A 24,610-nucleotide genomic window follows, 5' to 3' on the forward strand; every position below is an offset into this window, starting at 1 on the left:
GGGTCCCGGACGCCGAGGCGGACGAGGACGACGACATGCCGCTGTCGACACGCCTGTCGATAGCGGACGCCCTCACCCTCGGCAACGCCACCTGCGGCTTCCTGGCGGTGTACTTCACCACCACCGGGGTGCTCATCCCGCACATCACGGGCAGCGAGGTCAGCGGCATGGCGCGGCACAGCGCCGCGACCGCCGTCATGCTGATGCTGCTCGCCTCGGTCTTCGACCTCTTCGACGGGCTCGTGGCACGCAAGCTCCGCAGCTCGGCGATGGGCGCGGAGCTGGACAACCTCTCCGACCTGGTCAGCTTCGGTCTGGCGCCGGCGTACTTCGTCGTGGTCTGGGGCATGGTCGCCAACGACGCCCACCAGCTGATGTCGGCGGTGGCCGCGATCGTGGTGCTGCTGGCGGTGGTGCTGCGGCTGGCGCGGTTCTCCTGCGTCACGCTGCGGGACGGGATCTTCCAGGGGATGCCCTCCCCGTTCGGGGCGCTGACCGTCGTGTCGATCGTCCTGCTGGAGCTGCCGTTCTTCCCGACGCTGCTGGCGATCATCGGGGTGGCCTGGCTGATGGTGAGCCGGGTGGAGTACCCGAAGCCCCGGGGCGCGCTGGCGGTCGCCATGCTCGCCTGGATTGCCGCGAGCATGGGCATGCTGGCGGCCTGGGCGTTCGACTCCCCCGGCGGCCAGCTGCTGCTGCAGACGGGCTGCGCGCTCCAGGTGGTCCTGGGCGCCGTCATCCCGCTCTTCGCCACGGCGCGGCGGGTGAACACCTTCCGCGGCAACCGGCGTGAGGCCCGGGCGGCCCAGCTGCCGTAGGTCCCGCCTTCCACGCCACGACGCCCGTGGGCCCGAGCACCCCGCTCGGGCCCACGGGCGTTTCCGGATCCCGCGCCGCGTTCCGCCCGCGGGCGGGACGCTGCGCGGTGGCCTACCCGGCCGGCAGCCGGTCGGTGGCCAGCCGCTCCCCCACACGCACCAGGAGCGGCCCGGCGCGGTCGATGCAGACCGCCGGATCGGGCTCCAGGTCGGTGAGCGCGTAGGCGTGCTCGATCCCCGCGGCGGCGAGCTGCCCGGGAGTGAGGGCCAGCCGGCCGCAGACGGCCACCACGGGCTTCCCCGCGGCCCGCGCCGCGGCGGCCACGCCCGCCGGGGCCTTGCCGTGCAGCGTCTGCTCGTCCAGCGAGCCCTCGCCCGTGACGACCAGGCCGGCCCGGTCCAGCGCGGCGCCGAAGCCCAGCACCTCCAGGAGCACCTCGATCCCGGGCCGGAAGCGTGCCCCGAGCACGGCCAGGGCCCCGTATCCGACGCCGCCCGCTGCTCCGGCCCCCGGCGCGGCGGCGCACTCGGCGGCGCGCGGCCCGAGCACCCGGTGCAGCACGGTGGCGTAGTGGACGAGGGCGTGGTCGAGGACCCGCACGTCCGTCCCGGTCGCGCCCTTCTGCGGCCCGTAGACGGCGGCGGCGCCGCGGGGCCCGGTCAGCGGGTTGTCGACGTCACTGGCGAGGACCAGGTCCGTCGCGGCGAGGCGGGGGTCGAGCCCGGACAGGTCGGCGGACGCCAGCTCCCGCAGCCCGCCGCCCCCGGGCGGTACGGGCTCGCCGCCGGGGGTCAGGAAGCGGGCGCCGAGCGCGGTGAGCATCCCCGCGCCGCCGTCGGTGGTGGCGGAGCCGCCGACGCCGAGGACGATCTCCCGCGCCCCGGCGTCCAGCGCGGCCCGCAGCAGCTCACCGGTGCCGTACGTGGTGGCCGTGCGCGGGGCGAAGTGCCCGGCGGGGAGGTGCCGCAGCCCGGACGCCTCGGCCATCTCGACCACGGCGGTGGAGCCGCGGAACGCGTAGCGGGCCGTGTGCGAGGCGCCGAGCGGCCCGGTGACGACGGCCTCGCGCCGCTCGAATCCGGCGGCGAGGGCGGCGTCGACCGTGCCGTCACCGCCGTCGGCGACGGGCAGGGCCTCGATCCGCGCCCCGGGAGCGGCCCGGTGGATGCCCTCGGTGAGATACCGGGCGACTTCGGCGGCCGTGAGCGAGCCCTTGAACTTGTCGGTGGCGATCAGCACACCCGCCGCCGCCCCTGTGGTGTCCGGCACCGTGCACCCCTTGCTTCCGTACGGACGGTGGTGACGCCGTGACCCTACCCGCGCCGGACCGCCGCCCATCCCCGTGGGCGCCCGGACGGTGCACGACGACCACGTCGCCGGACGCCTCGGCCAGGCCCGGTACCACGTCGAACACCTGCGCCTGGGCCTCAGCGACGGCCCGGCCGATGTTCCGGAGAGCCCGCGACGGTGTGAGCGGGGCCGCGGCAGCCGCGGCTTCCCGGACCAGCGTCCACCCACGTTGACGGGCCGCGCTGTCCGTTCCCCCGGAGCACTACGCTCGGGGAAATGACCACCACCGACACTTCCGGGACCGAGACCGCCGAGACCGCCCGGACCACCGCGAGCGCCTCGACCGCCGCCGCCGAGGCTGCCGGGGCCACCGGGGCCGCCGACGACTACGCCGCCTACATCGCCGGTCTGCCCAAGATCCTCGCGGGCGCCGCGGCGCTCTTCCAGGACGCGCGGGGCCACGTGCTCGTCGTCGAGCCGAACTACCGCGACGACGACCGGTGGATCTTCCCCGGCGGTACCGTGGAGTCCGACCTGGGCGAGACGCCCCGGCAGGGCGCCCGCCGCGAGACGGCCGAGGAGATCGGCCTCGACGTGGAGCTCGGCGCGCTGCTCGCCGTCGACTGGGTGCCGGGCACGGGCCGCCCTCCGATCGTCTCGTACCTGTACGACGGCGGGGTGCTCGACGAGCAGCAGCTCGCGGCCATCCGGCTCCAGGAGGAGGAGCTGACGGCCTGGCGGCTGGTGCACCCGGACGAGCTCGGCCGCTACCTGAGCCCCGACATGGACCGCCGCGTCCGCGCCGCCCTCGCCGCCCGGGCGGCGGGCCGGTCCCCGGTGGAACTGGAGCACGGGCGGGAGCCGGAAGGCGCACTCGGCGGCTGACCGCCCTTCCCGCCCCCGGACGCGCCCGCCCCGCCGTGGGACAAGAGCCGGGTCCCGGCCCGGGGCCGGGCCCGCGGCCCGGGCGGGCTGCCGCTCCCCGGGTGGGCCCGGTGCGTCCCGCGCTCCCGGGCCGGCCTAGAAGAGCACCGCGTGCGCGGGTGCCGGACCGGGCGCGGCCGAGTCCGTGGCCCGGACCGGGGCCGATTCCGGGCCCGGGCTCGGGAGCGCGCCTTCCAGGGCCAGCAGGTGGCGCTTGCGGTCGAGGCCGCCGCCGTAGCCGGTGAGGCTGCCGCCCGCGCCGATCACGCGGTGGCAGGGGACGATGATGCCGATCGGGTTCCTGCCGTTGGCCATGCCCACGGCGCGGGAGGCGGTCGGCCTGCCGAGCACGGCCGCGAGTTCGCCGTAGCTCAGCGTCTCGCCGTACGGGATGTCGCGCAGGGCGGCCCAGACCCGCTGCTGGAAGGGTGTCCCCGCCATGTGGAGCGGCAGGCCGTAGTGCGGGCGCTCCCCGGCGAAGTAGGCGTCGAGGAAGCGGACGACTTCACCGAACGGGGTGGCGCCGGGGCCGGCAGGGCTGCCGAAGGTCTCGTCGGCGGGGCGGTGGCGCTGGCCGGTCATGTAGAGACCGGAGAGGACCCCGTCGGTGGCGACCAGGGTCAGCGGGCCGACCGGGCTGCCGACGACGGTGTGGGTTCGCTGGGACATCTCGCTTCGTTCCTCCGTAAGGGGGCCGGTAGATACGGTACGGGCCGGGGCGCGGCCGTGGTCGGGCGGATCGTGCGGCTCCGGGGGCGCCTCATCCGGTGGGCATGTGGTTGATGGGGTGGTCGTCGGTCGCCCACAGGTACTGGACGGCGTACGCGCGCCAGGGGCGCCAGGCGGCGGCGCGGGCGGTGAGCGCGGCCGGGGTCGCGGGGAGGTCGCACGCGGCGGCGGCGCGGCGCAGGCCGAGGTCGGTGGGGAGGAAGGCGTCGGGGTCGCCGAGGGCGCGCATCGCGATGGTCTCGACGGTCCAGGGGCCGAATCCGGGGAGCGCGGCGAGGCGTTCGCGGGCGGTGCGCCAGTCGCTGCCGGGGTCGAGGGCGAGGTCACCGGACGCGAGTGCGGCGACGAGGGTGGTGAGCGTGGTCCGGCGGCTGCGGGGCAGGGCGAGTTTCTCCGGGTCGAGGCCGGCGAGCGCCTCGGGGGCCGGGAAGAGATGGGTGAGGCCACCGCCCTGGGGGTCGTCCACCGGGTCGCCGTGCGCCCGGACCAGCCGTGCCGCGTGGGTGCGGGCGGCGGCCGTGGACACCTGCTGCCCGAGCACGGCCCGTACGGCGAACTCGGCGGCGTCCACGGTGCGCGGCACCCGGCGTCCGGGCGCCTTGCCGACGAGCGGTGCGAGGACCGGATCGGCGCGCAGCAGTTCGTCCACGGCGACGGGGTCGGCGTCGAGGTCGAGCAGGCGGCGGCAGCGGCTGATGGCCCCGGTCAGGTCGCGGGGGTCGGTGAGGGAGAGCCGGCAGGCGATGTGGCCGGGTCCGGGGCGCAGGGTGACGACCCCGTGCCCGTAGGGGAGGCGGAGGGTGCGGCGGTACGCCCCGTCCCGCCACTCCTCGACGCCGGGCACGGCGGTGGCCGCGAGGTGGCCGAAGAGGTTGTCGGGGTGGAGCGGTGCCCGGTGGGGCAGCCGGAGAGTGAGCGTGGCGGGAGCGGGAGCGGGGGCGGAACCGGGGCCGGGGAGCCCGGCGCCGGGGCGCGGGGCCGGCCGGTCCCGGCCCGGGGCGCCGCCCGGAACCGGGCCGGTGCGGCCGGCCCGGGTGCGCAGGTCCGTCGGCGCGAGCGCGAAGACCTCCCGCACCGTCTCGTTGAACGCCCGGATGCTGGCGAAGCCCGCCGCGAACGCGATGTCCGCCATGGGGAGTTCACTGGTCTCGATGAGGAGCCGGGCGGTCTGGGCGCGCTGGGCGCGGGCGAGCGCGAGCGGTCCGGCGCCCAGTTCGGCGTGGAGCTGGCGTTCGATCTGCCGGGTGCTGTAGCCGAGGCGGGCGGCAAGGCCGGGGACGCCCTCGCGGTCGACGACGCCGTCGGCGATGAGCCGCATGGCGCGGGCGGTGAGATCCGCGCGTTCGTTCCACTGCGGCGAGCCGGGGGTGGCGTCGGGGCGGCAGCGCTTGCAGGCGCGGTAACCGGCCTGCTGTGCGGCGGCGGCACTGGGGTGGAAGGTCATGTTCTCGGGCTTGGGGGGCACGGCCGGGCAGCTCGGACGGCAGTAGATGCCGGTGGTGCGGACGGCGGTGAAGAACCAGCCGTCGAACCGCGCGTCCTTCGACCGCACGGCCCGCACGCAGCTCTCGGTGTCGGTGTGCATGGATCCAGCATCGGTGACGGCGGAGCGTGGTACTGGCGGATTTCCGACATGAGCCTTCCCGTACCGGGCCCGGGGAGGCTCCCGGTACGGGCGGACCGCCGGCGCCTCCCCTCCGCCCACCGGGGCCGCCTCCGGCCATGACAGGGGACCTCGCCCGGCCCCGTCCGCCACCTCCCGACACCTCGCACCACACCCGTCAACCATGGTTGACAAGAAACCCGTCGTCAACCTAGATTGACACACATGGCAGGCACAGAGGAGAAGGACACACGCGGCACCGCCGAGGCCGCCATGGACCGCGACCCGGCGGTCGGGCTGCGCGCGGTGGCGGCGCTGCGCCGGCTCGTGGAGCGCCTGGAGGCCCTGCAGGTCGACAGCGCGCGTTCGCAGGGCTGGTCCTGGGAGGAGATCGGGACCGCGCTCGGCGTCAGCAGGCAGGCCGTTCACAAGAAGCACGCGAGGAGGTAGCGGGATGTTCGAGCGATTCACCCGTCAGGCCCGGCAGGTCGTCGTCCAGGCACAGGAGGAGACCCGGAACCTGGGGCACCCGGCGGTCGGTTCGGAGCATCTGCTGCTCGCCGCGCTGTCCCGGCGGGACGATCCGGCCACCGCGGCGCTGTCCCGGCTCGGCGTCACGGCCGGGTCCTGCCGGGCCGAGGTCGAGCGGCTGACGGACCGGGGCGGCAGCGGCCTGGGGCCGGACGACGCGGAGTCGCTGCGCTCCCTCGGCATCGATCCGGACGAGATCCGCAGCCGCGCCGAGGCGGCCTTCGGGCCCGGGGCGCTCGACCCCGCGCCGGAGAGACCGGAGCCCGCCCGCGGCCTGCGACGGCTGGTCCCCGTGCGGCGCGACCGGCGGGGCGGTGCCCGTCCCGGCGGGCATCTGGCGTTCACGCCGCGCGCCAAGAAGGCACTGGAGCGCTCCCTGCGCGAGGCGCTGTCGCTCAAGGACCGTCACATCGGTACGGAACACGTGCTGCTGGCCCTGCTGGACCCGGAGGACAAGGTCACCGCCACCGTTCTGCGGCGCCTGGGCACCGAGCCGGACACCGCGCGGGCCGCCGTCCTGTCCGGACTCGGCCGGGCGGCCTGACGCGCCCGCGGCCGAACGGCCCGGTCCCGCCGCCCACCGCCCGCCGAGGTGACCCCGGCACGGCGCCGGGCCCTCAGCGGGCCATCTCCCGCAGCCGGCGCCAGACCCGGCGGGCGGCGTGGTGGCCGCACATGCCGTGGACGCCGCCGCCGGGCGGGGTCGCGGAGGAGCAGAGGAAGACCGCCGGGTGCGCCGTGCTGTACGGCACCCGGGCGAGCTTGGGGCGGATGGCGGACTGGAGGCCGTCGAAGGCTCCGCAGCCGATGTCGCCGCCCACGTAGTTGGCGTTCTTCGCGGCCATCTCGGGCGGCCCGGCGGTGGCGCGGGCCAGCACCAGATCCCGGAAACCCGGGGCGAATCGTTCGAGCTGGCGCTCGATCACCTCGGTGGCGTCGCCCGTCCAGCCGTTCGGCACATGGCCGTACGCCCAGAAGGTGTGCTTGCCCTCCGGGGCGCGGCTCGGGTCGGTCAGGGTGGGCTGGGCGGTGAGCAGCAGCGGTGTCCTCGGCTCCCGGCCGCCGACGGCCCGCCGCAGCGCGTCGTCGATCTCCCCGTAGGTGGGTCCGATGTGGACCGTGCCGGCCCGCCGCGCCTCGGGGGCCGTCCACGGCACCGGGCCCGACAGGGCGTAGTCGATCTTGAAGACGCCCGGTCCGTGCCGGAAATTGCGGTAGGCGTTGCCCAGGCCGGCGATCTCGGCGAGGGCCCGCGGCGCGGTGTCGAAGACGTAGGCGCGGGCGGGCGGCAGCTCGTCCAGCCGTTTGACGGTGACTCCGGTGTGGACCGTGCCGCCCAGTTCCCGCAGATAGCCGGTGAGGGCGTCGGAGATCGCCTGCGAGCCGCCGCGCGCGATGGGCCAGCCCCGCTCGTGCGCGGCAAGGGCGAACATCAGCGCGACCCCACCGGAGGCGATGCTCGTCGGGGCCGCGATCACGTGTCCGGCCAGCCCGGCCAGCAGGGCGCGCGCCTTGCCGTCACGGAACAGCCGGGACAGCACAGCCACCGGCAGACCGGCGACGCTCATGAAGCGCGCCCAGCGCAGCGGGTCCCGGGGCACGCCGAGCCACTGGGTGCGCAGGAAGTCGGCGGAGAGGGTCTCCCAGTGCCCGGTGAACGGTTCCAGCAGCCGCCGGTACGCGCCCGCGTCCCGCGCTCCGAGCGAGGCGGCGGTCTCGCCCACCGACGGCGCCAGCACGGCGGCGGTGCCGTCCTCCCAGGGGTGGGCGAGGGGCAGTTCGTGGTGGAGCCACTCCAGCCCGAAGCGGCCGAGCGGCATGGCGTCGAACGCGGGCGACCCGACGCCCAGGGGGTGGACGGCGGAGCACGTGTCGTGGCGGAAGCCGGGGAGCGTCAACTCCTCGGTGCGGGCCCCGCCGCCGACTTCGTCCCGGGCCTCGTAGGCGGCCACGGCGTATCCGCGGCGGGCCAGTTCGACGGCGGCGGTCAGGCCGTTGGGCCCGGTTCCCACCACCACCGCATCGAGCATCGACGGCACCGTACGACTCCCCTTCGGCTGCTGGTCCCCCCGGCCCGCCGGTCGGCCCGCTCCGCCGCTCCCGGGGTGCCCCGCACGGGGCCTCGGCGGCTCCCACGGGTCTCCGGTCCGCGGCGGGTCGGCCGGTGGCGTTCCCGGTGGGGCGGTCCCCGGCCGTCACCGCGCGTCCGCCCCGTCCCGCTGATCGTCCGTCAGCGGGACGGGGCGGGCAACCCGGTTACCGGCCGGTGGCCAGGATAGGCCCGCCCGGCGGCGGAGCACCGGACGGGACGGCCGCCGGCCCGGGCCCCGGCGCCGGACCCGCTCAGTGACCGCCCTGGTCCGTGCGCCGCGGAAGGTCCGAGCCGCGCATCAGTTCCAGGATCCGGCGGGCCGTGCGTCCGTCGCGGGCGGCGGTGAACGGCAGGGCGTTGCCCCCGGTGAGGGCGAACGGCTCGCCCGACATGGTGGCGCTCGCCCCGCCCGCCTCGGCGACGAGCAGCAGGCCCGCCGCGTGGTCCCAGACGTTCTCCCAGCCGAACGCGACCGCGTCCAGCGTCCCCTGCGCGACGTGCAGATACTCCAGCCCCGCCGAGCCGCACGGCCGGGGCGCCACCCCGTCGACCACGAGCCGGGCGAAGGCCTCGTCCTCCTCCAGGGAGGTGAAGTCGGGGTGCGAGGTGGCGATCTCCAGCAGTTCGCCGGGCTGCGCGGCACCGCAGCGCAGCGGCTCGCCGTTGAGACGGGCCCCGCCGCCCTTCACCGCGACCGCCATCCGGCCGGTGGCCGGCGCGTACGTCCAGGAGGCCAGCACCTCCCCCTCGCGGGCGAGGGCGACCAGGGTCGAGAAGCCCGGGTCGCCGTGGACGAACTGGCGGGTGCCGTCCACCGGGTCGACGATCCAGACCGGCGCCGGGCCCTTCAGCGCGTCCAGCACCCCCGGGTCCGCGGAGACGGCCTCCTCGCCGACCACGACGGAGCCCGGCAGCAGCGCGGGCAGCGCCGCGGTCAGCCGTTCCTCCGCCAGCCGGTCCGCGACCGTGACCAGGTCGTGCGGTCCCGTCTTCACGTCGATCTCGTGCGAGGCGAGCTGCCGGAAGCGGGGCATCACCTCGGCGGCCACCGCCTCGCGCACGGCCTGCTCGGCGGCGTCCAGCAGTTTGGCCCGCTCCTCCGCGGACAAGTCATCGATCATGCGCTCCATCGAATCACGATCCCCGGACACCCCGCCCGCGGTGCGCGGACACGGAACATGACGGGCGGCTGAACTCCGGGGGCGGGGGCGCTCACGGGCGCCGTGGTGCCGCCCGGGGGGTGCCGCCCGGGAGCCCGCCCGGAGGCGCCGACCGCTGTGCCGTGCGCGGGGCGAGAGCGCGGAGCCAGGGGCGCGGCCCCGGGAAGGCCCCGCTCGAGAACACCGTGCTCCGGATCCGCCCGGCTCAGGGCCGCCGTTCCGCCTCCACGGCGTCCTGCGTCCGTCGCAGCGCCGCCCCGAGCAGTTCGGCGCCCTCCTCCGCCTCGGCGACCGTCAGGGTGAGCGGCGGCGCGATGCGCAGGACGTTCCCCTCGCGGCCGCCCCGGCCGACGAGCAGTCCTTCCGCCCGGGCGTGTTCGAGGGCGAGACCGGCGGCGTCCGGCGCGGGGCGGCCGTCGGGCCCGGCGAGTTCCACACCGATCATCAGTCCCCGGCCGCGCACCTCCCGGACGACGGGCAGCCCCGCGGTGACCGCGCGCAGCCGCTGGATGAGCAGGCCGCCGACCCGCCGCGCGTTGCCCTGCAGGTCGTGCTCCAGCAGATAGGTGAGATTGGCGAGCCCGGCGGCCATCGTGACGGGGCTGCCGCCGAAGGTGGAGACGGAGTGGGCGTCGAGGCAGTTCATGACCTCGGCGCGGGCGACGACCCCGCCGACCGCCATGCCGTTGCCGATGCCCTTCGCGAACGTCAGCATGTCCGGCGGGCCGGAGGCGGCGTGCGCCTGCCAGCCCCAGAAGTGGTCGCCGGTGCGGCCCCAGCCGGTCTGCACCTCGTCGCTGATCCAGAGAATGCCGTGGCGGTCCAGCACCTCGCGGAACGCGGCGAAGAGGCCGTCGGGCGGCGCGGTGAACCCGCCGACGCCCTGCACCGGTTCGGCGATGAGCGCGGCGGCGCCGCCGTGGGCCTGGCCGAGGACGTCCTCCAGATCGGCGACGCAGGCGTCGGTGAAGGCGGCGTCGGACAGCTCGGCGAACGGGCCCCGGGTGCGGACCCCGCCGTGCACGTACAGCGTCTGGAACGGGGACAGACTCGTCGGCGACCAGGCGGAGTTGCCGGTGACGGACACCGAACTGAACGACCGGCCGTGGTAGCTGTTGCGCATCGCCAGGATCTGGTTCGAACGGCGGTACGCGGTGGCCAGCAGCAGGGCGGTGTCATTGGCCTCGGTGCCGGATGTGGTGAAGAAGACCCGGGCGTCCGGGATGCCGGAGAGGGTGGCGATGCGCTCGGCCAGCTCCACCATGGGGCGGTTGAGGTAGAGGGTCGAGGTGTGCAGGATGCGGCCGGCCTGTTCCCGGACGGCGGCGGTCACCTCGGGCAGGGCGTGGGCGGTCATGGTGGTGAGGACGCCGCCGTAGAAGTCCAGATAGCAGCGGCCCTCCGCGTCCCGGACGTGCCGCCCCTCGCCATGGGTCAGCTCGACCGGGTCCTCGTAATAGAGGGTCAGCCAGTCCGGCATGACGGCGCGGTGGCGGGCCCGCAGCGGGGGCCGGATGCCGCTCTGCTCGACGGTGGGATGGGCCGAGCCCGGCCCGGTGGGGGCGGCCGGCGGGCGGGGCGGTGAGGAGAAGAGCGTCATGGGCGCACCAGCTTTCCGTGAGCGGGAGATCGGGTCCTTACGGGCATCCGGTGGGACGGGTGGCGGTGGACGGGTGGCGGTGGACGGGCAGCGGGTGGGACGAGCACGGCACCGGCGCGGGCGGCCGGCGCCGGGGGCGGGTGCCGGCCGGGGTGATCGGGTACGGGCGGTGCTTGCCCGGCGGTTGATACCCGGGGGCGTCGCTGATCCGGGACAACAGCCCTGTCCCGGGCGGCCTGCCCCGGGACGCTCCTGCCCCGGGACGCTCCTGCCCGGCGACCGGGGCCCCCAGGCCGAGCCCGGACGGGCGGCGCCGGCCGGGACCGCCTCGGGGGCGTGGGAGCGTCGGGACGGGTGGATTCCGGCGTGAGGGAGAACGTAGGCCGCCCCGCGAGCCCGGGCAAGCCCATCTCCCCGGAACCCCGGTGTCGGCCGGCTTTCCACCGCAACGGGCCACAGCGGCCCGGCCCGCGGCAAGCGGATCGAAGCGGTCGGGCCACGGGAGTCCTCGCGCGACCCACGTGTCACCACCGCCCCCGCCACCCCGCAAGCCGCCGGACCGAACGCGCTTCCGGCCACGAGGGAGCCACGGCGGGCACAGCGAACGCGGCAGCACACCGGGCACACCGGGCACACGGGGCACACCGGGCACGCACGGCAGGAGAACACCGGATCGCGGCAACGGTAAGGAGGCAGGGCCACCGGGCGGAACGGGCAAGGACAAGGGCGACGGCGAGGCCGGACCGGACAGACGGAGCCGAAACGGTTCCTGGACCGGGCCGGCGATCGGCGGTGGGCTGCCGGGCCGGCGCAGCGCCGTCACACCGTGTCGGGGATGCCCGGCAGGCCGGCGCCACGCAGCGCATGGGCCAGGTTCCGGTACCGCTGCGGTGAGCCGGCCGCCGCCTCCAGCAGCGGCGGCACCAGCGCGCCGGGGTCGGCCTCCGCCACCCGGGCCGCGTGCTCGTCCGTGCGGGCGCGGAGCATCCCGCCCAGCAGGACCGCCGTCTCCTCGTGGCGGCCGGCGGCGCGCAGGGCGAGCGCGGTGTCCGCCACCTCGGCAGCCGGCCGGCCCGCGCACTGGGCGAGGAGCGCCCGGCAGTCGTCGCCGCGCCCGGCGTCGGCGAGGGCCCCGGCCGTCGCGGCGAGCGCGGCCGGGGGCAGTGTGGCGGCCTCCCACAGCAGCGTGGCGACCTCGGCGGCCAGCCCTTCCCGCTCCAGTTCCCCGGCGAGGAGCGGCAGCCGGGCGGCGGGCCGCGAGACGGCCTCGCTCAGCAGCGCGTACGCCTCTCCGCTGCGGCCCTCGGCCCGCAACACGCGCAGCCGGACCGCCGTGTCCCGTGCTTCGGCGTACGCCGCGGCGAGCATCTCCCGCTCCCGGGCGGCGCGCTCGCGCCGCTCGCCGTCCCCGTCACCGGACTGGTACGCGCCCGCGAAGCGTGCTCCGCGCGGTGCGGCGGCGGGCTCCGCCGGAGGGCGGACGCCGGGGCCGGGGACCACCGGCGGGGCGGCCGGCGCGGCGTCCCCGTCCTCGGTCTCCAGCCCGGCGAAGCGCGCCCCGCGCGGACGGGCGGACCGCTTCGGCGCGGACGGACGAGGGGACGCCGGCTCACCGGCACGCCCGCCGCCGGGACCGGGGCGGCCCGCCGGGGGCTCGGGGGAAGCGGAGGGTCCGGACGGCGCCGGGGCTCCGGACGAAGACGAGGCCGGGGCTCCGGCGGAGGACCCCGTCCGCCCGTCCCGGGAAGCAGCCTGCCCGGCCCGGGTGTGCCCGGGGTGTGCGCCGTCCGGCTCCGTACCGGGAACGGCACCGGCCGCTCCCGCCGTCGCCGCTGCCGCCGTCGCCGTCGCCACTGCCGTCTCCAGGGCCTCCAGCCGCCTGCGGAGTTCCGCGCAGCGGGCCGAGGCCCGCCGCAGGTCGTCCTCCGCCCAGGCCAGTTCGGCACCGGTCCCGGCGCTGTCCTCCGCGGCGGACGGAGACCCCTCGGTGCTGCCGGTCAGCCTCCGGCGCCGCACCGCCGCGTACTGGCGTTCCCGGATCATCACGTCCAACTGGTCGAGCAGCGCCTGCCGGCCGCCCGGACGGGCGTCGTACGAGGCGGCGGCCACCCGGTACGCCTCCCGCACCAGCCCGTACACCCGCTCGGCGGCGGGGAGGCCGTGCAGCGCCGCGAAGTCCTGGAGCAGGGCCTCGGCCACGTCCCAGGGCAGCAGGTCCCGGCCCTGGAAACAGACGGCCAGCCCTTCCGGATCGCGTCGGAGGAAGACTCCGAACCAGCCGCCGGCGGGGTCCAGCTCCGCGGTCAGCTCCCCCAGCACTCGCGTGAACTCCCGCATCGCGGCGGAGTGTTGTTCTTCCGTCACTCTCGTATCTCTCTCCCGACCGCGCGGTACGTGCCCCTCGTGGCATTGGACACCGCTCGTGTTCGGTGGGAGTGACGGACAGGCTACGGACGCTTTTCGTCCGGTTGTGACGGTGCGGTGCGCACGCCCGCCCCCGGACCGCGTGCCGCCCCGCGCCGGGGGCGGCCCGGTCCGAGGCCCCGTCAGAAGGTGACGGCGATCCCGGTGTGCGGCCGCTTGCCCAGGCGCGCCAGGGCACCGCCCGTATCGACGATCCGGAAGCGCCAGCCGTACTTGCGGGTCATCTCCCGCCGGACGAGAAGGAGCCCGGCCGGGTCCAGCAGCCGCGCCTCGCCCGGGACGGACCGGGCCCCCTCCTCGACGTTGCCCCGCACGTCGCACGGCGTCACGGTCACCCGGCCGCTGTTCCGGATCCGCTTGACCTTGCCGCTGTCGGTCTTCGTCCAGACGTAGAGCCGCTCTCCGTCGGAGGCCGCCCAGACGGGCGTGGGGACGGGGGTGCCGTCCCGCCGGTGGGTCACGAGCCGGACGTAGGGGGCGCGGGCGAGTTCTTCGGGGACCATGGGCCCACCCTACGGTCCGTCCCCGCACGGCAGGCCCGCCCCGGAGGCCCCGCCGCCTCCCCGCCCCGCACTCTTCCTTCTCCTCTTCTCACAACTCCCGTCGCAGCCCCGGAGCCAGTGACCCGCGCGCGGTTCCACGAGGTCCCACGAGCACACGGGAGCGGACACGGGCCGGCTCAGCTGTGGCCAGGCCACCGTCCCGGCCAAGTCACCGTCCCGGCCGGCTCGCCCCACCGATCCCCTACCCGGCGGCTCCCCGCTTCCGCTCGTCCACCACCATCGCGGAGCCGCCGCCCCGCCGCTCCTTCTCCGCCGCGGCCAGCCAGCGCCCGTCCGGCAGCAGGCGGATGCCCGTCACCGCGCCGATCTCCGGGTTGGGCGCGAAGCGGTGGCCGAGGGTCTCCAGCCGCTGCCGCACCGGGTCGTCCCACAGGCCGGGCTCCATCTGGGTGGTGGCCGTGTTGCGCTGGCTGACGCGCGGGGCGGCGATGGCCTCGGCGAGCGGCATCCCGCGGTCCAGATGGTTCGTGAGCGTCTGCAGCACGGTCGTGATGATCGTCGAGCCGCCCGGCGATCCCAGGGCCACGACCGGCCGGCGGCCGGCGTCGAGCACGATCGTCGGGGACATGGAGGAACGCGGCCGCTTGCCGGGGCCGGGGAGGTTCGGGTCGTGGACGCCGGGGGCCGCGGGGACGAAGGAGAAGTCGGTCAGTTCGTTGTTGAGCAGGAAGCCGCGGCCGGGGACGGTGATGCCGCTGCCGCCGGTCTGCTCGATGGTGAGGGTGTAGGCGACGACGTTGCCCCAGCGGTCGGCCGTGGTGAGATGCGTGGTGCTCTCGCCCTCGTACGTCGTCGGCGCGGCGGTGCCGCTCGTGCGGCAGGCGGCCGGGTCGCGCGGGTCACCGGGCGCCACCGGGCTGCTGAGCACGGCGTCGTCCCGGATCAGGCACTCCCGGGAGTCGGCGAAGCGCTGCGACAGCAGCTCCCGCGTCGGGACGTCCTCGAACGCCGGGTCGCCCAGCCAGCGGCCCCGGTCGGCGAAGGCGAGCCGGCTCGACTCGATCAGCCGGTGCAGGTAGCGCTGCTCCTCCGCCGCCGTGAGGTCCGTGTTCTCCAGGATGTTGAGCGCCTCGCCGACGGTGGTGCCGCCGGAGGAGGACGGTGCCATGCCGTACACGCCGAACCCCCGGTACCGGGTGCGGGACGGCGCCTGGCGCTTCGTCCGGTACTCGCGCAGGTCGGCGGTGGTCAGGTCGCCGGGCCGCGGATCGCGGTCGGCGCCGGGACGGACCGGGGGGCGGCGGACGGTGTCCGTGATGTCGCGAGCCAGCTCTCCCCGGTACAGCGCCCGGCCGCCGCCGCGGGCCAACTCGGCGTAGGTGCGGGCGAGGTCGGGGTTGCGGAGGGTGGAGCCGACGACGGGCGGCTCACCGCCGGGGAGGAACAGTTCGGCGGAGGCGGGGAAGTCCCGGAAGCGCTCCTCGTTGGCGGCGGTCTGCTGCCGGAAGGTCTCGTCGACGGTGAAGCCGTGCCGGGCGATCCGCTGGGCGGGGCGCAGCACGTCGCGCAGGGACTTGGTGCCCCAGGCTCCGAGTGCGGCGTCCCAGGTGGCGGCCGTGCCGGGGGTACCGACGGAGAGGCCGCTGGTGACGGCCTCGCCGAAGGGGAGCGGTTCGCCGTCCTCGTCCAGGAAGAGGGTGGCGTCGGCGGAGCGCGGGGCGGTCTCGCGGCCGTCGACGGTCTGCACGGTGCGCCGCTCGGCGTCGTAGTACACGAAGTAGCCCCCGCCGCCGATCCCGGCGGAGTAGGGCTCGGTGACGCCGAGCGCGGCCGCGGTCGCGACGGCCGCGTCCACCGCGTTGCCGCCGCGCCGCAGGATCTCGATGCCGGCCGCCGAGGCGTCCGGGTCGACGCTGGCGACCGCCCCGCCGTAGCCGGTGGCGACGGGCGACTTGGCGGGCGGTCCGGCGGACGGGGCGGTGGCCGGCGCCGCGGCGGACGGACCGCCGGTCCGGGTCCCGGCCGCCGTACCCGTCCCCGTCGGTGGCGCGGCCGCCGCCGTGGACAGGACGGCTGCCATGGCGGCGAGCAGCGACAGACTCCGTACGGCGGCGGGACGGGTCATGCGGAACCTCCATCGGCACGGGCGCGGGTACGACGCGGGAGTACGGGAACGGAAAACACGGGAGCGGGAACGGGGAGCCCGGGACGGGCACGGACAGGGGAACCCGGCGCACACGGCGTGCGGGCCGCGCGCCACCGGACCGGCCGCACAGCCCAACCACGCCTCCGGCAGCGGTCGTTCGCGGCAGCCTAACCGCGCCGCCCGGTGCCCGTCAGCAGCGCCACGCGCCCGCCGCACCGGCGTCACGGCGGCGCCACCGGCCCGCCCGGGTCCGCGCCCGACGCCATCACCGCCGCGACGGGAAGCGGCGCCTTCACGACGTATCACCCTCCGGGCTCGAACAGGGATGCGTCCCGGCGCTACGATCCCCGGCCATGAACGACGACGTGCGCAACCTCGTCCTCGGCGTGATCGGTACCGGCCTCAGCGCCTCCATCGGCTGGTTCGCCCGCACCTATCTCTGGCGCCGCACGCTCCGCCGCAAGCAGCGGTTCTTCGGGCTGCCGACCAACTCCGAGTGCCTGCTCGTGGTCAACCGGTCGGCGGGGGCGAGCGACTGGACCGTCGCCCGGCGCGACGTGTTCGCGCTGCTGGAGCTCTCCGCGCTCATCAAGGACTGCGAGGCGCACGCCCAGATCGTCGCCCACGACACGGCGCAGCAGGGCTTCGGCGACCGCACGGAGTTCTGCATCGGCGGCCCGGTGTCGAATCAGCGGATGGCCGCCCATCTCTATTCGATGCTGCCGGGGATCTCGGTGAACACCGACCCGGAGCCGGGGCCGGACCGGGGTTCCTTCAAGATCGGCACCGAGCGGTACCGCTGGGAGCCGGGCCGGGTGGAGTACGTCATCGTCGCGCGGCTCACCGCCGAGGAGAAGAAGCGGCCGGTGTTCCTGGCCAGCGGCCAGCACTCGATCGCCAACCAGGCGGCGGTGCGCTATCTGGCCCGGCACCACCCCAAACTCGCCCGCAAATACGGCGACAGCACGTTCGTCCTGCTGCTGAAGGTCGTCAACTCGGCCGCCTACGGCCCGGACATGGTGGAACTGGTGGCCGACGTGACCGAGGCGGCCACCACCCCGGCCCCGGTCCCCGGACCGCGCGCCTCCCGCCGGGCGGCGAACAACAGCTGACGCCACGGCGCACCGGAGGCGCTCCCCGAAGACGGGGGCGCCGACGGCCTGTTCGGGCCGGACAACGCGTCCGCCGCCCAAGTGCGCACCTCCGCCGGGGCGTTTCCCGCCTTCAGGCCGCTGAAGGCCCTTCCGTCCGTTGACGGCCGCTCCGCGCGCCGGCGGCCGGGACCGATGCCGCGCCCGCCTCGACGACGGCCCGCGCCGCCCCCGCCGCCCATGCTGCCCATGCGGGTGAGCGAACACGTCCGGGAGCCGCCCTCAACTCGGACGGCGCATTGTTACCGATGCGTAACGTTCCGGCCCATTACCCCCGGTAATCCCAGAGGTTACCGTCGAGTCACTTCCGCGTGTTCGCGTGCCGGGCCTCACCCACCCGGCACCGATGTCAGGAGCTGACCCCCATGGCACACCCTCGTCGTAAGCCCCTGCGTGCCTCCACCGCCGGCGTGGCCTCGGCCGCCGTGCTCGCCGGCACCGCCCTCTCCCTCGCTCCCGCCGCACCCGCGCAGGCGGCGGAGTCCACCACCTCCGCCTCCTCCATCACGGCCGACACCACCGCCTCCTCCCCCACCGTCCGGTTCGTCGAGATCGCCGGCCACGGTGGTACGAAGCTCGCCGCGAACGTCGTCACACCGTCCGGCGGTGACGGCGCCGGCCGCTACCCGCTCGTCGTCCTGCCCACCAGCTGGGCGATGCCCCAGATCGAGTACCTCGCCCAGGCGCAGCGACTGGCCGACGACGGCTATGTCGTGGTGAGTTACAACTCCCGCGGCTTCTGGCAGTCCGGCGGCGAGATCGAGGTGGCCGGACCCGAGGACATCGGGGACGCGACCAAGGTCATCGACTGGGCCCTCGCCAACACCCCGGCCGACCCCGACGCCGTCGGCATGGCCGGCGTCTCCTACGGAGCGGGGATCGGGCTGCTCGCCGCCGGGTTCGATGACCGCATCAAGGCCGTCGTCGCGCTGAGCGGCTGGGCCGATCTGATCGACTCCATCTACAGCGGCCGGACCCAGCACCTCCAGTCCGCCGGGCTGCTCACCGGCGCCGGCTACCTCACGGGACGCCCGAGCGAGGAGCTGGAGACGGTGCTGAAAGGATTCTTCGCCTCCGACCTCTCCCAGGAGGAGTCCATGATCGCGTGGGGGAGGAAGCGCTCCCCCGCCACCTACATCGACCGGATCAACGCGAACGGCGCGGCCGTCATGCTCGGCAACGCCTGGGGCGACTCGATCTTCCCGCCCAACCAGTACGCCCGCTTCTTCGAGAAGCTGACCGGTCCCAAGCGCCTGGAGTTCCGCCCCGGCGACCACGCCACCGCCGAGGCGACCGGCCTGCTCGGACTGCCCAACGACACCTGGACCAGCGCCCACCGCTGGCTCGACCACCACCTCAAGGGCGAGGACAACGGCGTCGACCGCGAACTGCCGGTCCGGCTCAAGTCCCGCTCATCCGGCGGCTACGAGAGCTACGCCGACTGGAAGTCCGTCCCCTCGAAGGCGGAGCGGATCCCGCTGGGCACCACCCAGCACATCAACACCAACATCGACTCCGGCGCCAACGGCGGCACCCTGATGCTCTCCAGCATCCTGGACCAGTTCTTCCGGATCCCGCCCATGGCGTCGATCCCGCTGCTGCCGCGCTCCCTGGCCGCCGTCTGGCACTCGGAACGCTACCCGTCCGAACAGCGCGTGCGCGGCACCGTGAAGCTGCACACCACCGTGACCAGCGACAAGTCCAGCGGCACGGCCATCGCCTACCTCTACTCCGTCGGCCCGCTGGGCATCGGCAAGCTGGTCACCCACGCGCCCGTCACCTTCCACGACCGCACCCCCGGCAAGCCGTTCACCGTGGACCTGGAGCTGTACTCCACCGCGTACGACGTGCCCGCCGGCCACCGGCTGGCCGTGGTCGTCGACTCCGTCGACCCGCTCTACATCGAGCACAACCCGAGCTGGGCGGACCTCACCTTCTCCTCACCCGCCGACGACCCCTCGTACGTCTCCGTCCCCCTGCGCGACTGACGGGACGGCGGCGCGGCCCGACAGCGGCGCAGCCGACAGCGGCGGAAGCCGCTCCGAACCCCCGCCCGGCCGGGCCCTCACCCGGCCGGGCGGGCCCCTGCGCGGCGCCGGTCAGAGTTCCGCCGCCTCCGCGTACACCTGCGACAACTCGGGCGCCCCGCTGACGGCCCAGTCGACCCCCTTGCCCACCGCGTCCAGCTCCCGCCCCGCCGGGAGCCGCACCACCGGCCCCACGCCCGGCCACAGATGCCACTGGGCCCCGGGCACCGTGCGGACCACCACCGTGCCCAGGTAGAGACCCGCGTCGTTCCCCAGCCGGGCCAGCTCCTCCGGGTCGTCGCGCCAGCGCGGCAGGAGCTGGTCCAGGGCCGCCAACGAAGCCGGGCTGCCGTCGAGTTCGATACCCGCCGTCTCCGCCCGGGCGCGCAACAGCTCGCATTCCGCGAGCAGTTCGGCCGGTCCCTCACCCTCCTCGCCCCACAGTTCTCCCGCCGGGCTCCGTAACCCCACTCCGTGGCCCGCCTCCCGCCGCCTGCGCCATGTGCCCAGAAAAGGGATCTCCATACCGCCAGCGTGGCACCCGCGTCCACCCGAATGCCACAGGGCGCGCGGTCCCCATCTGGCCGATTGTTCGCACCGATGTCATCCTGGACTCTCCGGGGCTTCATCCGGCACCTGTCGTATCGCTGCTGCGCGTTCCGCCCGCCCGTGCCCCGCCCGCGGCCGGGCGAGCGCCGTCGCCGTCGTTGTCGCCACTGATGGGGTTGGTCGCCGATGCCGAGGTCCAGGGCACGCCGGGAAGTACGGCTCGGACGGACAGGCCGGACACCACCTCCCGGACGCTGCGGCACGGTCCTCCTCGCCGGCCTCTCCCTCGTCCTCACGGGCACCCCCGCCCTGGCCGGCCCCGCGGAACGCGCGCCCGCCACGCCCCGCCCGCTCCCCCTCCACCGGCTCTTCGACAACACCGCCATCAGCGACGACGCCCGGCCGGACGGCGCGGACTTCGACGGCGCGGGCCGTTCCCTCTCCGCCGGCGACCTGCGGGCCGCCGGCTGGACGCCGGGCCGCACCCTCGCGCTCGACGCGGCCCGGCTCACCTGGCCGCGCTCCGCGCCCGGGGAGCCCGACAACGTCCGGGCCGACGGCCAGTCCGTGGCCTTGCGCGGGCGCGGCGGAGCGGTCACCTTCCTGGTGGCCGGCACCGGCGGCACCGCGAGCGGCAGCGGCACCATCCGCTACCGCGACGGCACGCGCGGCACCTACACCCTGACGGCCCCCGACTGGCGCTCCGGGCCGGCCGCCACGAGGGCCGTCACCCTGCCCCACGTCAACACGCCGGACGGGCAGCTCGCGGAGAAGGCCCGGCTGTACGCGGTGACGGTGCCCGCGGAGCGCGGCCGGGCCGTCGCCTCGGTGACGCTGCCGCGCGACCCCGGGCCGGAGGCCGATCTGCACGTGTTCGCGGCCGCGGTGCGCGAGACGGACACCGGCTGGACCGGCAGCTGGTCCCGGGCCGTCGGCGGCTACGCCAAGGCCGGGCCGTGGGCCGACCGGACGCTGCGGCTCGTCGTGCACACCAGCGCCGGCGGACGGGGCCTCCGGATCCGGCTCTCCAACACCTTCGCGGACACCCCGGTGCGCATCGGCGGCGCCACGGTCGCCGTCCAGCGGGAGGGCGCGGAGCCCAGCGGCGAGCCGGCGCGGCTGACCTTCGGCGGCCGGTCCGGCACCTCGATCCCGGCCGGTGCGCAGGCATGGAGCGACCCGCTCCGCTTCCCCGTACCGGCCGCCACGAACCTGCTCGTCAGCTTTCACCTGCCGGAGACGGTGACCGCCGTGCCCGTGCACACCAAGGCCATCCAGCGCTCCTACCTCAGCGACCAGGACAGCGGCGACCGCACCGGCGATACGAGCGGAGCGGCCTTCACCGGTTCCCTCACCACCTATCCCTTCCTGACCGGGGTGGACGTGCGCGGCGGCCCCGGGTCCGTGGTGGTGCTCGGCGACTCCATCACCGACGGCAACCACTCGGAGGAGGGCGGCAACCGGCGCTGGCCGGACGTGCTGGCCCGGCGCTTCCTGGAACAGGACGACGTGCCCCGCCACGGGGTGCTGAACCAGGGCATCTCCGCCAACCGCATCGTGACCGACCGCTACCCGGGAGAGGGCGTCGACCGGGACACCGCCGGGGTCAGCGCCCAGCACCGGCTGGAGCGGGACGCCCTCGCGCAGACCTCCGCCCGCACGGTCGTCGTCTTCGAGGGCATCAACGACGTGCGCTGGGACACCCCTCCCGAACAGGTCATCGACGGGCTGCGCGCCATCGGGGAGCGGGTGCGGGCCCGCGGGCTGCGCGCCGTCGCGGCGACCCTGACGCCCTGCGAGGGCTACCCGGACTGCACGGCGGAGGTCGAGGCCCGGCGTACGGCCGTCAACACGTATCTGCGCGAGCGGGGGACGCGGGAGAACGGCGGGCCGTTCGACGCGCTGCTCGACTTCGACGAGGCGCTCCGCGACCCCGGGCGGCCCACCCGGATGCTGCCCGCCTACGACAGCGGCGACGGGCTCCACCCCGGCCACGAAGGGCTCCGGGCGCTGGCCGACTCGATCGACCTGCGGAAGCTGGTGGAACGCGGGCGGTGAGCCGGGCGGGCCGCTCCCGGGCGTCAGATGTCGAGGTCGACGACCACCGGGGCGTGGTCCGAGGCGCCCTTGCCCTTGCGCTCCTCGCGGTCCACGTACGCGTCCTTCGCCGCGCCGGCCAGGGCCGCGTTGCCGTAGACCAGGTCGATCCGCATACCGCGGTTCTTGGGGAAGCAGAGCTGGCGGTAGTCCCAGTAGGTGTACGGGTGCTCGTACTTGAGCGGGCGGGGCACGATGTCGGACAGGCCCGTGTCGCGCAGGGCGGCCAGCGCCGCCCGCTCCGGCTCGGTGACATGCGTGGAGCCCTCGAAGAGCGAGCGGTCGTACACGTCCTCATCGGTCGGCGCGACGTTGTAGTCGCCGAGGACCGCGAACGGGCGTTCCCCGGCGGCGTCCTCCACGACGGCCGAGCGCAGCGCCTCCAGCCAGCGCAGCTTGTAGGCGTAGTGGTCGTGGCCCACCTCGCGGCCGTTGGGGACATAGACCGACCAGAGCCGCACCGGGCCGCACGTGGCCGCTATGGCCCGGGGCTCCGTCTTACCGTCGTAGCCGGGGTCACCGGGCAGGCCGGAGGTGACGTCCTCCAGACCGACCCGGGAAATCAGGGCGACCCCGTTCCACCGGCCGTCGGCGTTGACCGCGGACTCGTAGCCCAGCTCCCGCAGCTGCTCGCGGGGGAACTGCTCGTCGGTGCACTTGGTCTCCTGGACGCACAGCGCGTCGGTACCGCTGCTCTCCAGCCAGGCCAGCAGCCGGGGCAGCCGGGCAGTGATCGAATTGACGTTCCAGGTCGCGATGCGCATGGCACCGAATCTACCCGGCGCCACCGACAGCCGGGACCGGCCGCCCCCGGCCGGGCCGGGAACGGGGCCGGGAACAGGCCAGGGCAGCGGCCCGCCGCTCAGAGCCCGATGCTGCCCCCGGGCTCCAGCCGGCCGTGCTCCGCCCCCGCGACACCGGGGCCGCCCGGGCCGAGCATCCGGTCGTAGATCGGCCGCGCCTGTTCGGACAGCAGGCCGTCGTGGATGTCGATCGCCTGCCGCGGCCGCACCTCGCGGACGTAGTCGATGATCTCGGCGACCTTGTTCCACGGCGCGTGCACCGGCAGCATCAGCGTGTCCACCGGGCGGCCCGGCACGGTCAGCGCGTCCCCCGGGTGGAACACCGAACCGTCCAGCAGATAGCCGACGTTGGTGACCCGCGGGATGTCCGGGTGGATCACGGCGTGCAGCTCGCCGTGCACCTCGACCTCGAACCCGGCCGCGGTGAAGGTGTCCCCGTGGCCGACGGTGTGCACCCGGCCGGGGAACGCCGCGGTGAGCTGCCGGGCCACGCTGTCCAGGGTCCAGATCCGTGTCTCGGGGTCAGCCTCCAGGGCGGCCCGCAGCCGGTCCTCGGCGAAGTGGTCGGGGTGCTCGTGGGTGACGAGCACCGCTTCCGCGCCGACCGCCGCGTCGGGCTCGCTGAAGCCTCCCGGGTCGATGACGAGCGTCCGGCCCTCCTTCTCCAGCCGGATGCAGGCGTGGCCCTTCTTGGTGAGCTGCACTGGTCGCTCCTCCTGTCCGTCTGTCCGTCCGTCCGCGCGGTGCGGCCGGACGCCCGGCGGGGGCGCCCGGTGGCCGTCCCGTACGCCCCGCCGTGCGCCTTGCCGCCGGCCATCCTGCTACACCGGCGGGGTGGTCTCCTGCAGGATCACCTCGCGCGCCACCTTGAACGCGGAGTTGGCCGCCGGCACCCCGCAGTAGACCGCCGTCTGCAGCAGAACTTCCTTGATCTCCGCGGGAGTCAGCCCGTTGCGGAGCGCGGCGCGGGTGTGGAAGGCCAGCTCGTCGAGGTGGCCGCCGGCGACGAGTGCGGTGAGCGTGATGACGCTGCGGGTACGCCGGTCGATGCCGGGACGGGTCCACACCTCGCCCCAGGCGTAGCGGGTGATGAACTCCTGGAAGTCGGCCGTGAAGTCGTCGGTGGTCTCGATCGCCCGGTCGACGTGGGCGTCGCCCAGCACCTCGCGGCGCACCTTCATCCCCGGCTCGTACGGGTCGGGACGGCCGGCGACCGTCTCCGCGGGGATCTCCGCCGGGGCGATCTCCCCGATCGGACCGGTACGGACACCCGGCGGCGGGGTGGCGATCGCGCGCCGGTCGGCGGACGCGGCGGGGGGCACGGCGCCGGCCCGGACGGCGGCGCCCGGCCAGGAGCCGGCGAAGTGCCGTACGAGCAGGTCGGTGACGGCGGACGGCTGCTCCACGGGCACCAGGTGGGAGGTGCCGGGCACCAGCGCGAGCCGGGAGTCGGGGATCCCGGCGACCAGGACGCGGGCGTCGGCGGGCGAGGTCACCCGGTCCTCGGACCCGGCGAGCACCAGCGTCGGCACACCGATCCGGCCGAGTTCCTTGCGCACGTCGAAGGTGGCGAGCGCCTCGCAGGCGGCGATGTAGCAGCCGGGGTCGGTGGTGCGCACCATCTGCACCGACCACTCGACGATCGCGGGCTGCGCGGCCGCGAAGGCCGGGGTGAACCAGCGTTCGGGTGCGGAGCGGGCGATCGGGTCCAGCCCGTTGGTGCGGACGATGACACCGCGCTGCCGGTGCTCGTCGGCCGTGCCGAACCGGGCGGCCGCGGAGACCAGGGCGAGCGAGGCCACACGGTGCGGGTGGCGGAGCGCCAGCTCGGCGCCGACGGCGCCGCCGAGCGAGCAGCCCGCGTAGGCGAAGCGGTCGATGCCCAGGGTGTCGAGGGCGGCCAGGAGGCGGTCGGCGAGATCCGGGACGGAGCCGGCGGGGTGTGCGGGGGCGCCGCCGTGTCCGGGCAGATCGAACCGGATGACGCGCCAGTGCTCGCTCAGCTCGGGTGTCTGCCGGTCCCACATGTGCCAGGTGGTGCCCAGGGCCGGACCGAGGACGAGCGGGGGTGCGTCCTGGGGGCCGTCGGACCGGTGCTGAAGGGCTTGCTTCTCACTCACTCGACCACGTTACCCGCCGTACGGAACCCCACGCCCGCCGGG

The 24,610-nt window shown here is 75.4% G+C and carries 20 protein-coding genes; 7 read left to right on the plus strand and 13 right to left on the minus strand.

The window, feature by feature from the left end:
* The first annotated feature begins 35 nt into the window (after window positions 1-35).
* Window positions 36-818 (plus strand): CDP-diacylglycerol--serine O-phosphatidyltransferase, encoded by a 783-nt coding sequence (pssA, locus tag SXIN_RS05660; RefSeq protein WP_370739361.1) that lies wholly within the window; start codon window positions 36-38, stop codon window positions 816-818.
* 112 nt (window positions 819-930) lie between these two features.
* Here the strand turns inward: pssA and SXIN_RS05665 are convergent, their stop codons facing one another.
* The gene (locus SXIN_RS05665; RefSeq protein ID WP_238153686.1) at window positions 931-2,088 is read right to left on the minus strand and encodes a glycerate kinase; all 1,158 of its coding nucleotides are present in this window, start codon (window positions 2,086-2,088) and stop codon (window positions 931-933) included.
* A 297-nt stretch (window positions 2,089-2,385) separates the two neighbouring features.
* Between SXIN_RS05665 and SXIN_RS05670 the strand changes: the two genes are divergently transcribed.
* A complete protein-coding gene (locus SXIN_RS05670; RefSeq protein WP_019710964.1) occupies window positions 2,386-2,994 on the plus strand; it encodes an NUDIX domain-containing protein in 609 nt (202 codons plus the stop codon).
* Between the two features lie 135 nt (window positions 2,995-3,129).
* Here SXIN_RS05670 and SXIN_RS05675 read toward each other — a convergent pair whose 3' ends face one another.
* Together SXIN_RS05675 and SXIN_RS05680 are read right to left on the minus strand one after the other, a co-directional pair.
* Entirely contained in the window at window positions 3,130-3,702 is a 573-nt protein-coding gene (locus SXIN_RS05675; protein ID WP_095756675.1) for a methylated-DNA--[protein]-cysteine S-methyltransferase, read from the minus strand.
* 91 nt (window positions 3,703-3,793) lie between these two features.
* Window positions 3,794-5,347 carry an AlkA N-terminal domain-containing protein gene (locus SXIN_RS05680; protein ID WP_095756676.1) on the minus strand — a complete coding sequence of 518 codons (1,554 nt, stop codon included), beginning with the start codon at window positions 5,345-5,347 and terminating at the stop codon, window positions 3,794-3,796.
* 243 nt (window positions 5,348-5,590) lie between these two features.
* Here SXIN_RS05680 and SXIN_RS05685 point away from each other — a divergent pair, with 243 nt between their 5' ends.
* Together SXIN_RS05685 and SXIN_RS05690 are read left to right on the plus strand one after the other, a co-directional pair.
* Window positions 5,591-5,815: a hypothetical protein gene (locus tag SXIN_RS05685; RefSeq protein ID WP_019710966.1), complete on the plus strand. Its 225-nt coding sequence runs from the start codon at window positions 5,591-5,593 to the stop codon at window positions 5,813-5,815.
* A 4-nt stretch (window positions 5,816-5,819) separates the two neighbouring features.
* Window positions 5,820-6,440: a Clp protease N-terminal domain-containing protein gene (locus SXIN_RS05690; protein ID WP_095756677.1), complete on the plus strand. Its 621-nt coding sequence runs from the start codon at window positions 5,820-5,822 to the stop codon at window positions 6,438-6,440.
* A 73-nt stretch (window positions 6,441-6,513) separates the two neighbouring features.
* On the opposite strand, the gene SXIN_RS05695 is transcribed toward SXIN_RS05690, so the two are convergent.
* The 6 genes from SXIN_RS05695 to ggt form a co-directional block, all read right to left on the minus strand.
* The gene (locus SXIN_RS05695) at window positions 6,514-7,926 is read right to left on the minus strand and encodes a phytoene desaturase family protein (RefSeq protein WP_192883550.1); all 1,413 of its coding nucleotides are present in this window, start codon (window positions 7,924-7,926) and stop codon (window positions 6,514-6,516) included.
* A 313-nt stretch (window positions 7,927-8,239) separates the two neighbouring features.
* Window positions 8,240-9,109: an inositol monophosphatase family protein gene (locus SXIN_RS05700; protein ID WP_050930580.1), complete on the minus strand. Its 870-nt coding sequence runs from the start codon at window positions 9,107-9,109 to the stop codon at window positions 8,240-8,242.
* Window positions 9,110-9,353: 244 nt separating this feature from the next.
* A complete protein-coding gene (locus SXIN_RS05705; protein WP_050931053.1) occupies window positions 9,354-10,628 on the minus strand; it encodes an aspartate aminotransferase family protein in 1,275 nt (424 codons plus the stop codon).
* Between the two features lie 939 nt (window positions 10,629-11,567).
* Window positions 11,568-13,112: a hypothetical protein gene (locus SXIN_RS05715; protein WP_095756680.1), complete on the minus strand. Its 1,545-nt coding sequence runs from the start codon at window positions 13,110-13,112 to the stop codon at window positions 11,568-11,570.
* A 182-nt stretch (window positions 13,113-13,294) separates the two neighbouring features.
* A complete protein-coding gene (locus tag SXIN_RS05720) occupies window positions 13,295-13,675 on the minus strand; it encodes a PPOX class F420-dependent oxidoreductase (protein ID WP_019712145.1) in 381 nt (126 codons plus the stop codon).
* 241 nt (window positions 13,676-13,916) lie between these two features.
* Window positions 13,917-15,800 carry a gamma-glutamyltransferase gene (gene ggt, locus SXIN_RS05725; protein WP_095756681.1) on the minus strand — a complete coding sequence of 628 codons (1,884 nt, stop codon included), beginning with the start codon at window positions 15,798-15,800 and terminating at the stop codon, window positions 13,917-13,919.
* 374 nt (window positions 15,801-16,174) lie between these two features.
* Here ggt and SXIN_RS05730 point away from each other — a divergent pair, with 374 nt between their 5' ends.
* Both SXIN_RS05730 and SXIN_RS05735 read left to right on the plus strand, forming a co-directional pair.
* Window positions 16,175-16,933 carry a hypothetical protein gene (locus SXIN_RS05730; RefSeq protein ID WP_019712147.1) on the plus strand — a complete coding sequence of 253 codons (759 nt, stop codon included), beginning with the start codon at window positions 16,175-16,177 and terminating at the stop codon, window positions 16,931-16,933.
* A 404-nt stretch (window positions 16,934-17,337) separates the two neighbouring features.
* On the plus strand, window positions 17,338-18,960 hold the full coding sequence (locus tag SXIN_RS05735) for an alpha/beta fold hydrolase (protein ID WP_019712148.1): 1,623 nt from the start codon (window positions 17,338-17,340) through the stop codon (window positions 18,958-18,960).
* Between the two features lie 111 nt (window positions 18,961-19,071).
* Here SXIN_RS05735 and SXIN_RS05740 read toward each other — a convergent pair whose 3' ends face one another.
* Window positions 19,072-19,524: a DUF6278 family protein gene (locus SXIN_RS05740; protein ID WP_095756682.1), complete on the minus strand. Its 453-nt coding sequence runs from the start codon at window positions 19,522-19,524 to the stop codon at window positions 19,072-19,074.
* 210 nt (window positions 19,525-19,734) lie between these two features.
* On the opposite strand from SXIN_RS05740, the gene SXIN_RS05745 reads away from it, so the two are divergent.
* Window positions 19,735-21,606, plus strand: coding sequence for an SGNH/GDSL hydrolase family protein (locus SXIN_RS05745; protein WP_095756683.1), 1,872 nt, complete (start codon window positions 19,735-19,737; stop codon window positions 21,604-21,606).
* Window positions 21,607-21,629: 23 nt separating this feature from the next.
* On the opposite strand, the gene SXIN_RS05750 is transcribed toward SXIN_RS05745, so the two are convergent.
* The 3 genes from SXIN_RS05750 to pcaDC all read right to left on the minus strand — a co-directional run bounded on the left by SXIN_RS05750 (window position 21,630) and on the right by pcaDC (window position 24,568).
* Window positions 21,630-22,409, minus strand: coding sequence for an exodeoxyribonuclease III (locus SXIN_RS05750; protein WP_019710970.1), 780 nt, complete (start codon window positions 22,407-22,409; stop codon window positions 21,630-21,632).
* A gap of 98 nt (window positions 22,410-22,507) precedes the next feature.
* Window positions 22,508-23,152 (minus strand): MBL fold metallo-hydrolase, encoded by a 645-nt coding sequence (locus SXIN_RS05755; protein ID WP_019710971.1) that lies wholly within the window; start codon window positions 23,150-23,152, stop codon window positions 22,508-22,510.
* 117 nt (window positions 23,153-23,269) lie between these two features.
* On the minus strand, window positions 23,270-24,568 hold the full coding sequence (pcaDC, locus tag SXIN_RS05760; protein WP_095756684.1) for a bifunctional 3-oxoadipate enol-lactonase/4-carboxymuconolactone decarboxylase PcaDC: 1,299 nt from the start codon (window positions 24,566-24,568) through the stop codon (window positions 23,270-23,272).
* Window positions 24,569-24,610: the final 42 nt, after the last annotated feature.

The sequence above is a fragment of the Streptomyces xinghaiensis S187 genome (assembly GCF_000220705.2).
In the GTDB taxonomy this organism is placed as follows: Bacteria; Actinomycetota; Actinomycetes; order Streptomycetales; family Streptomycetaceae; genus Streptomyces; species Streptomyces xinghaiensis.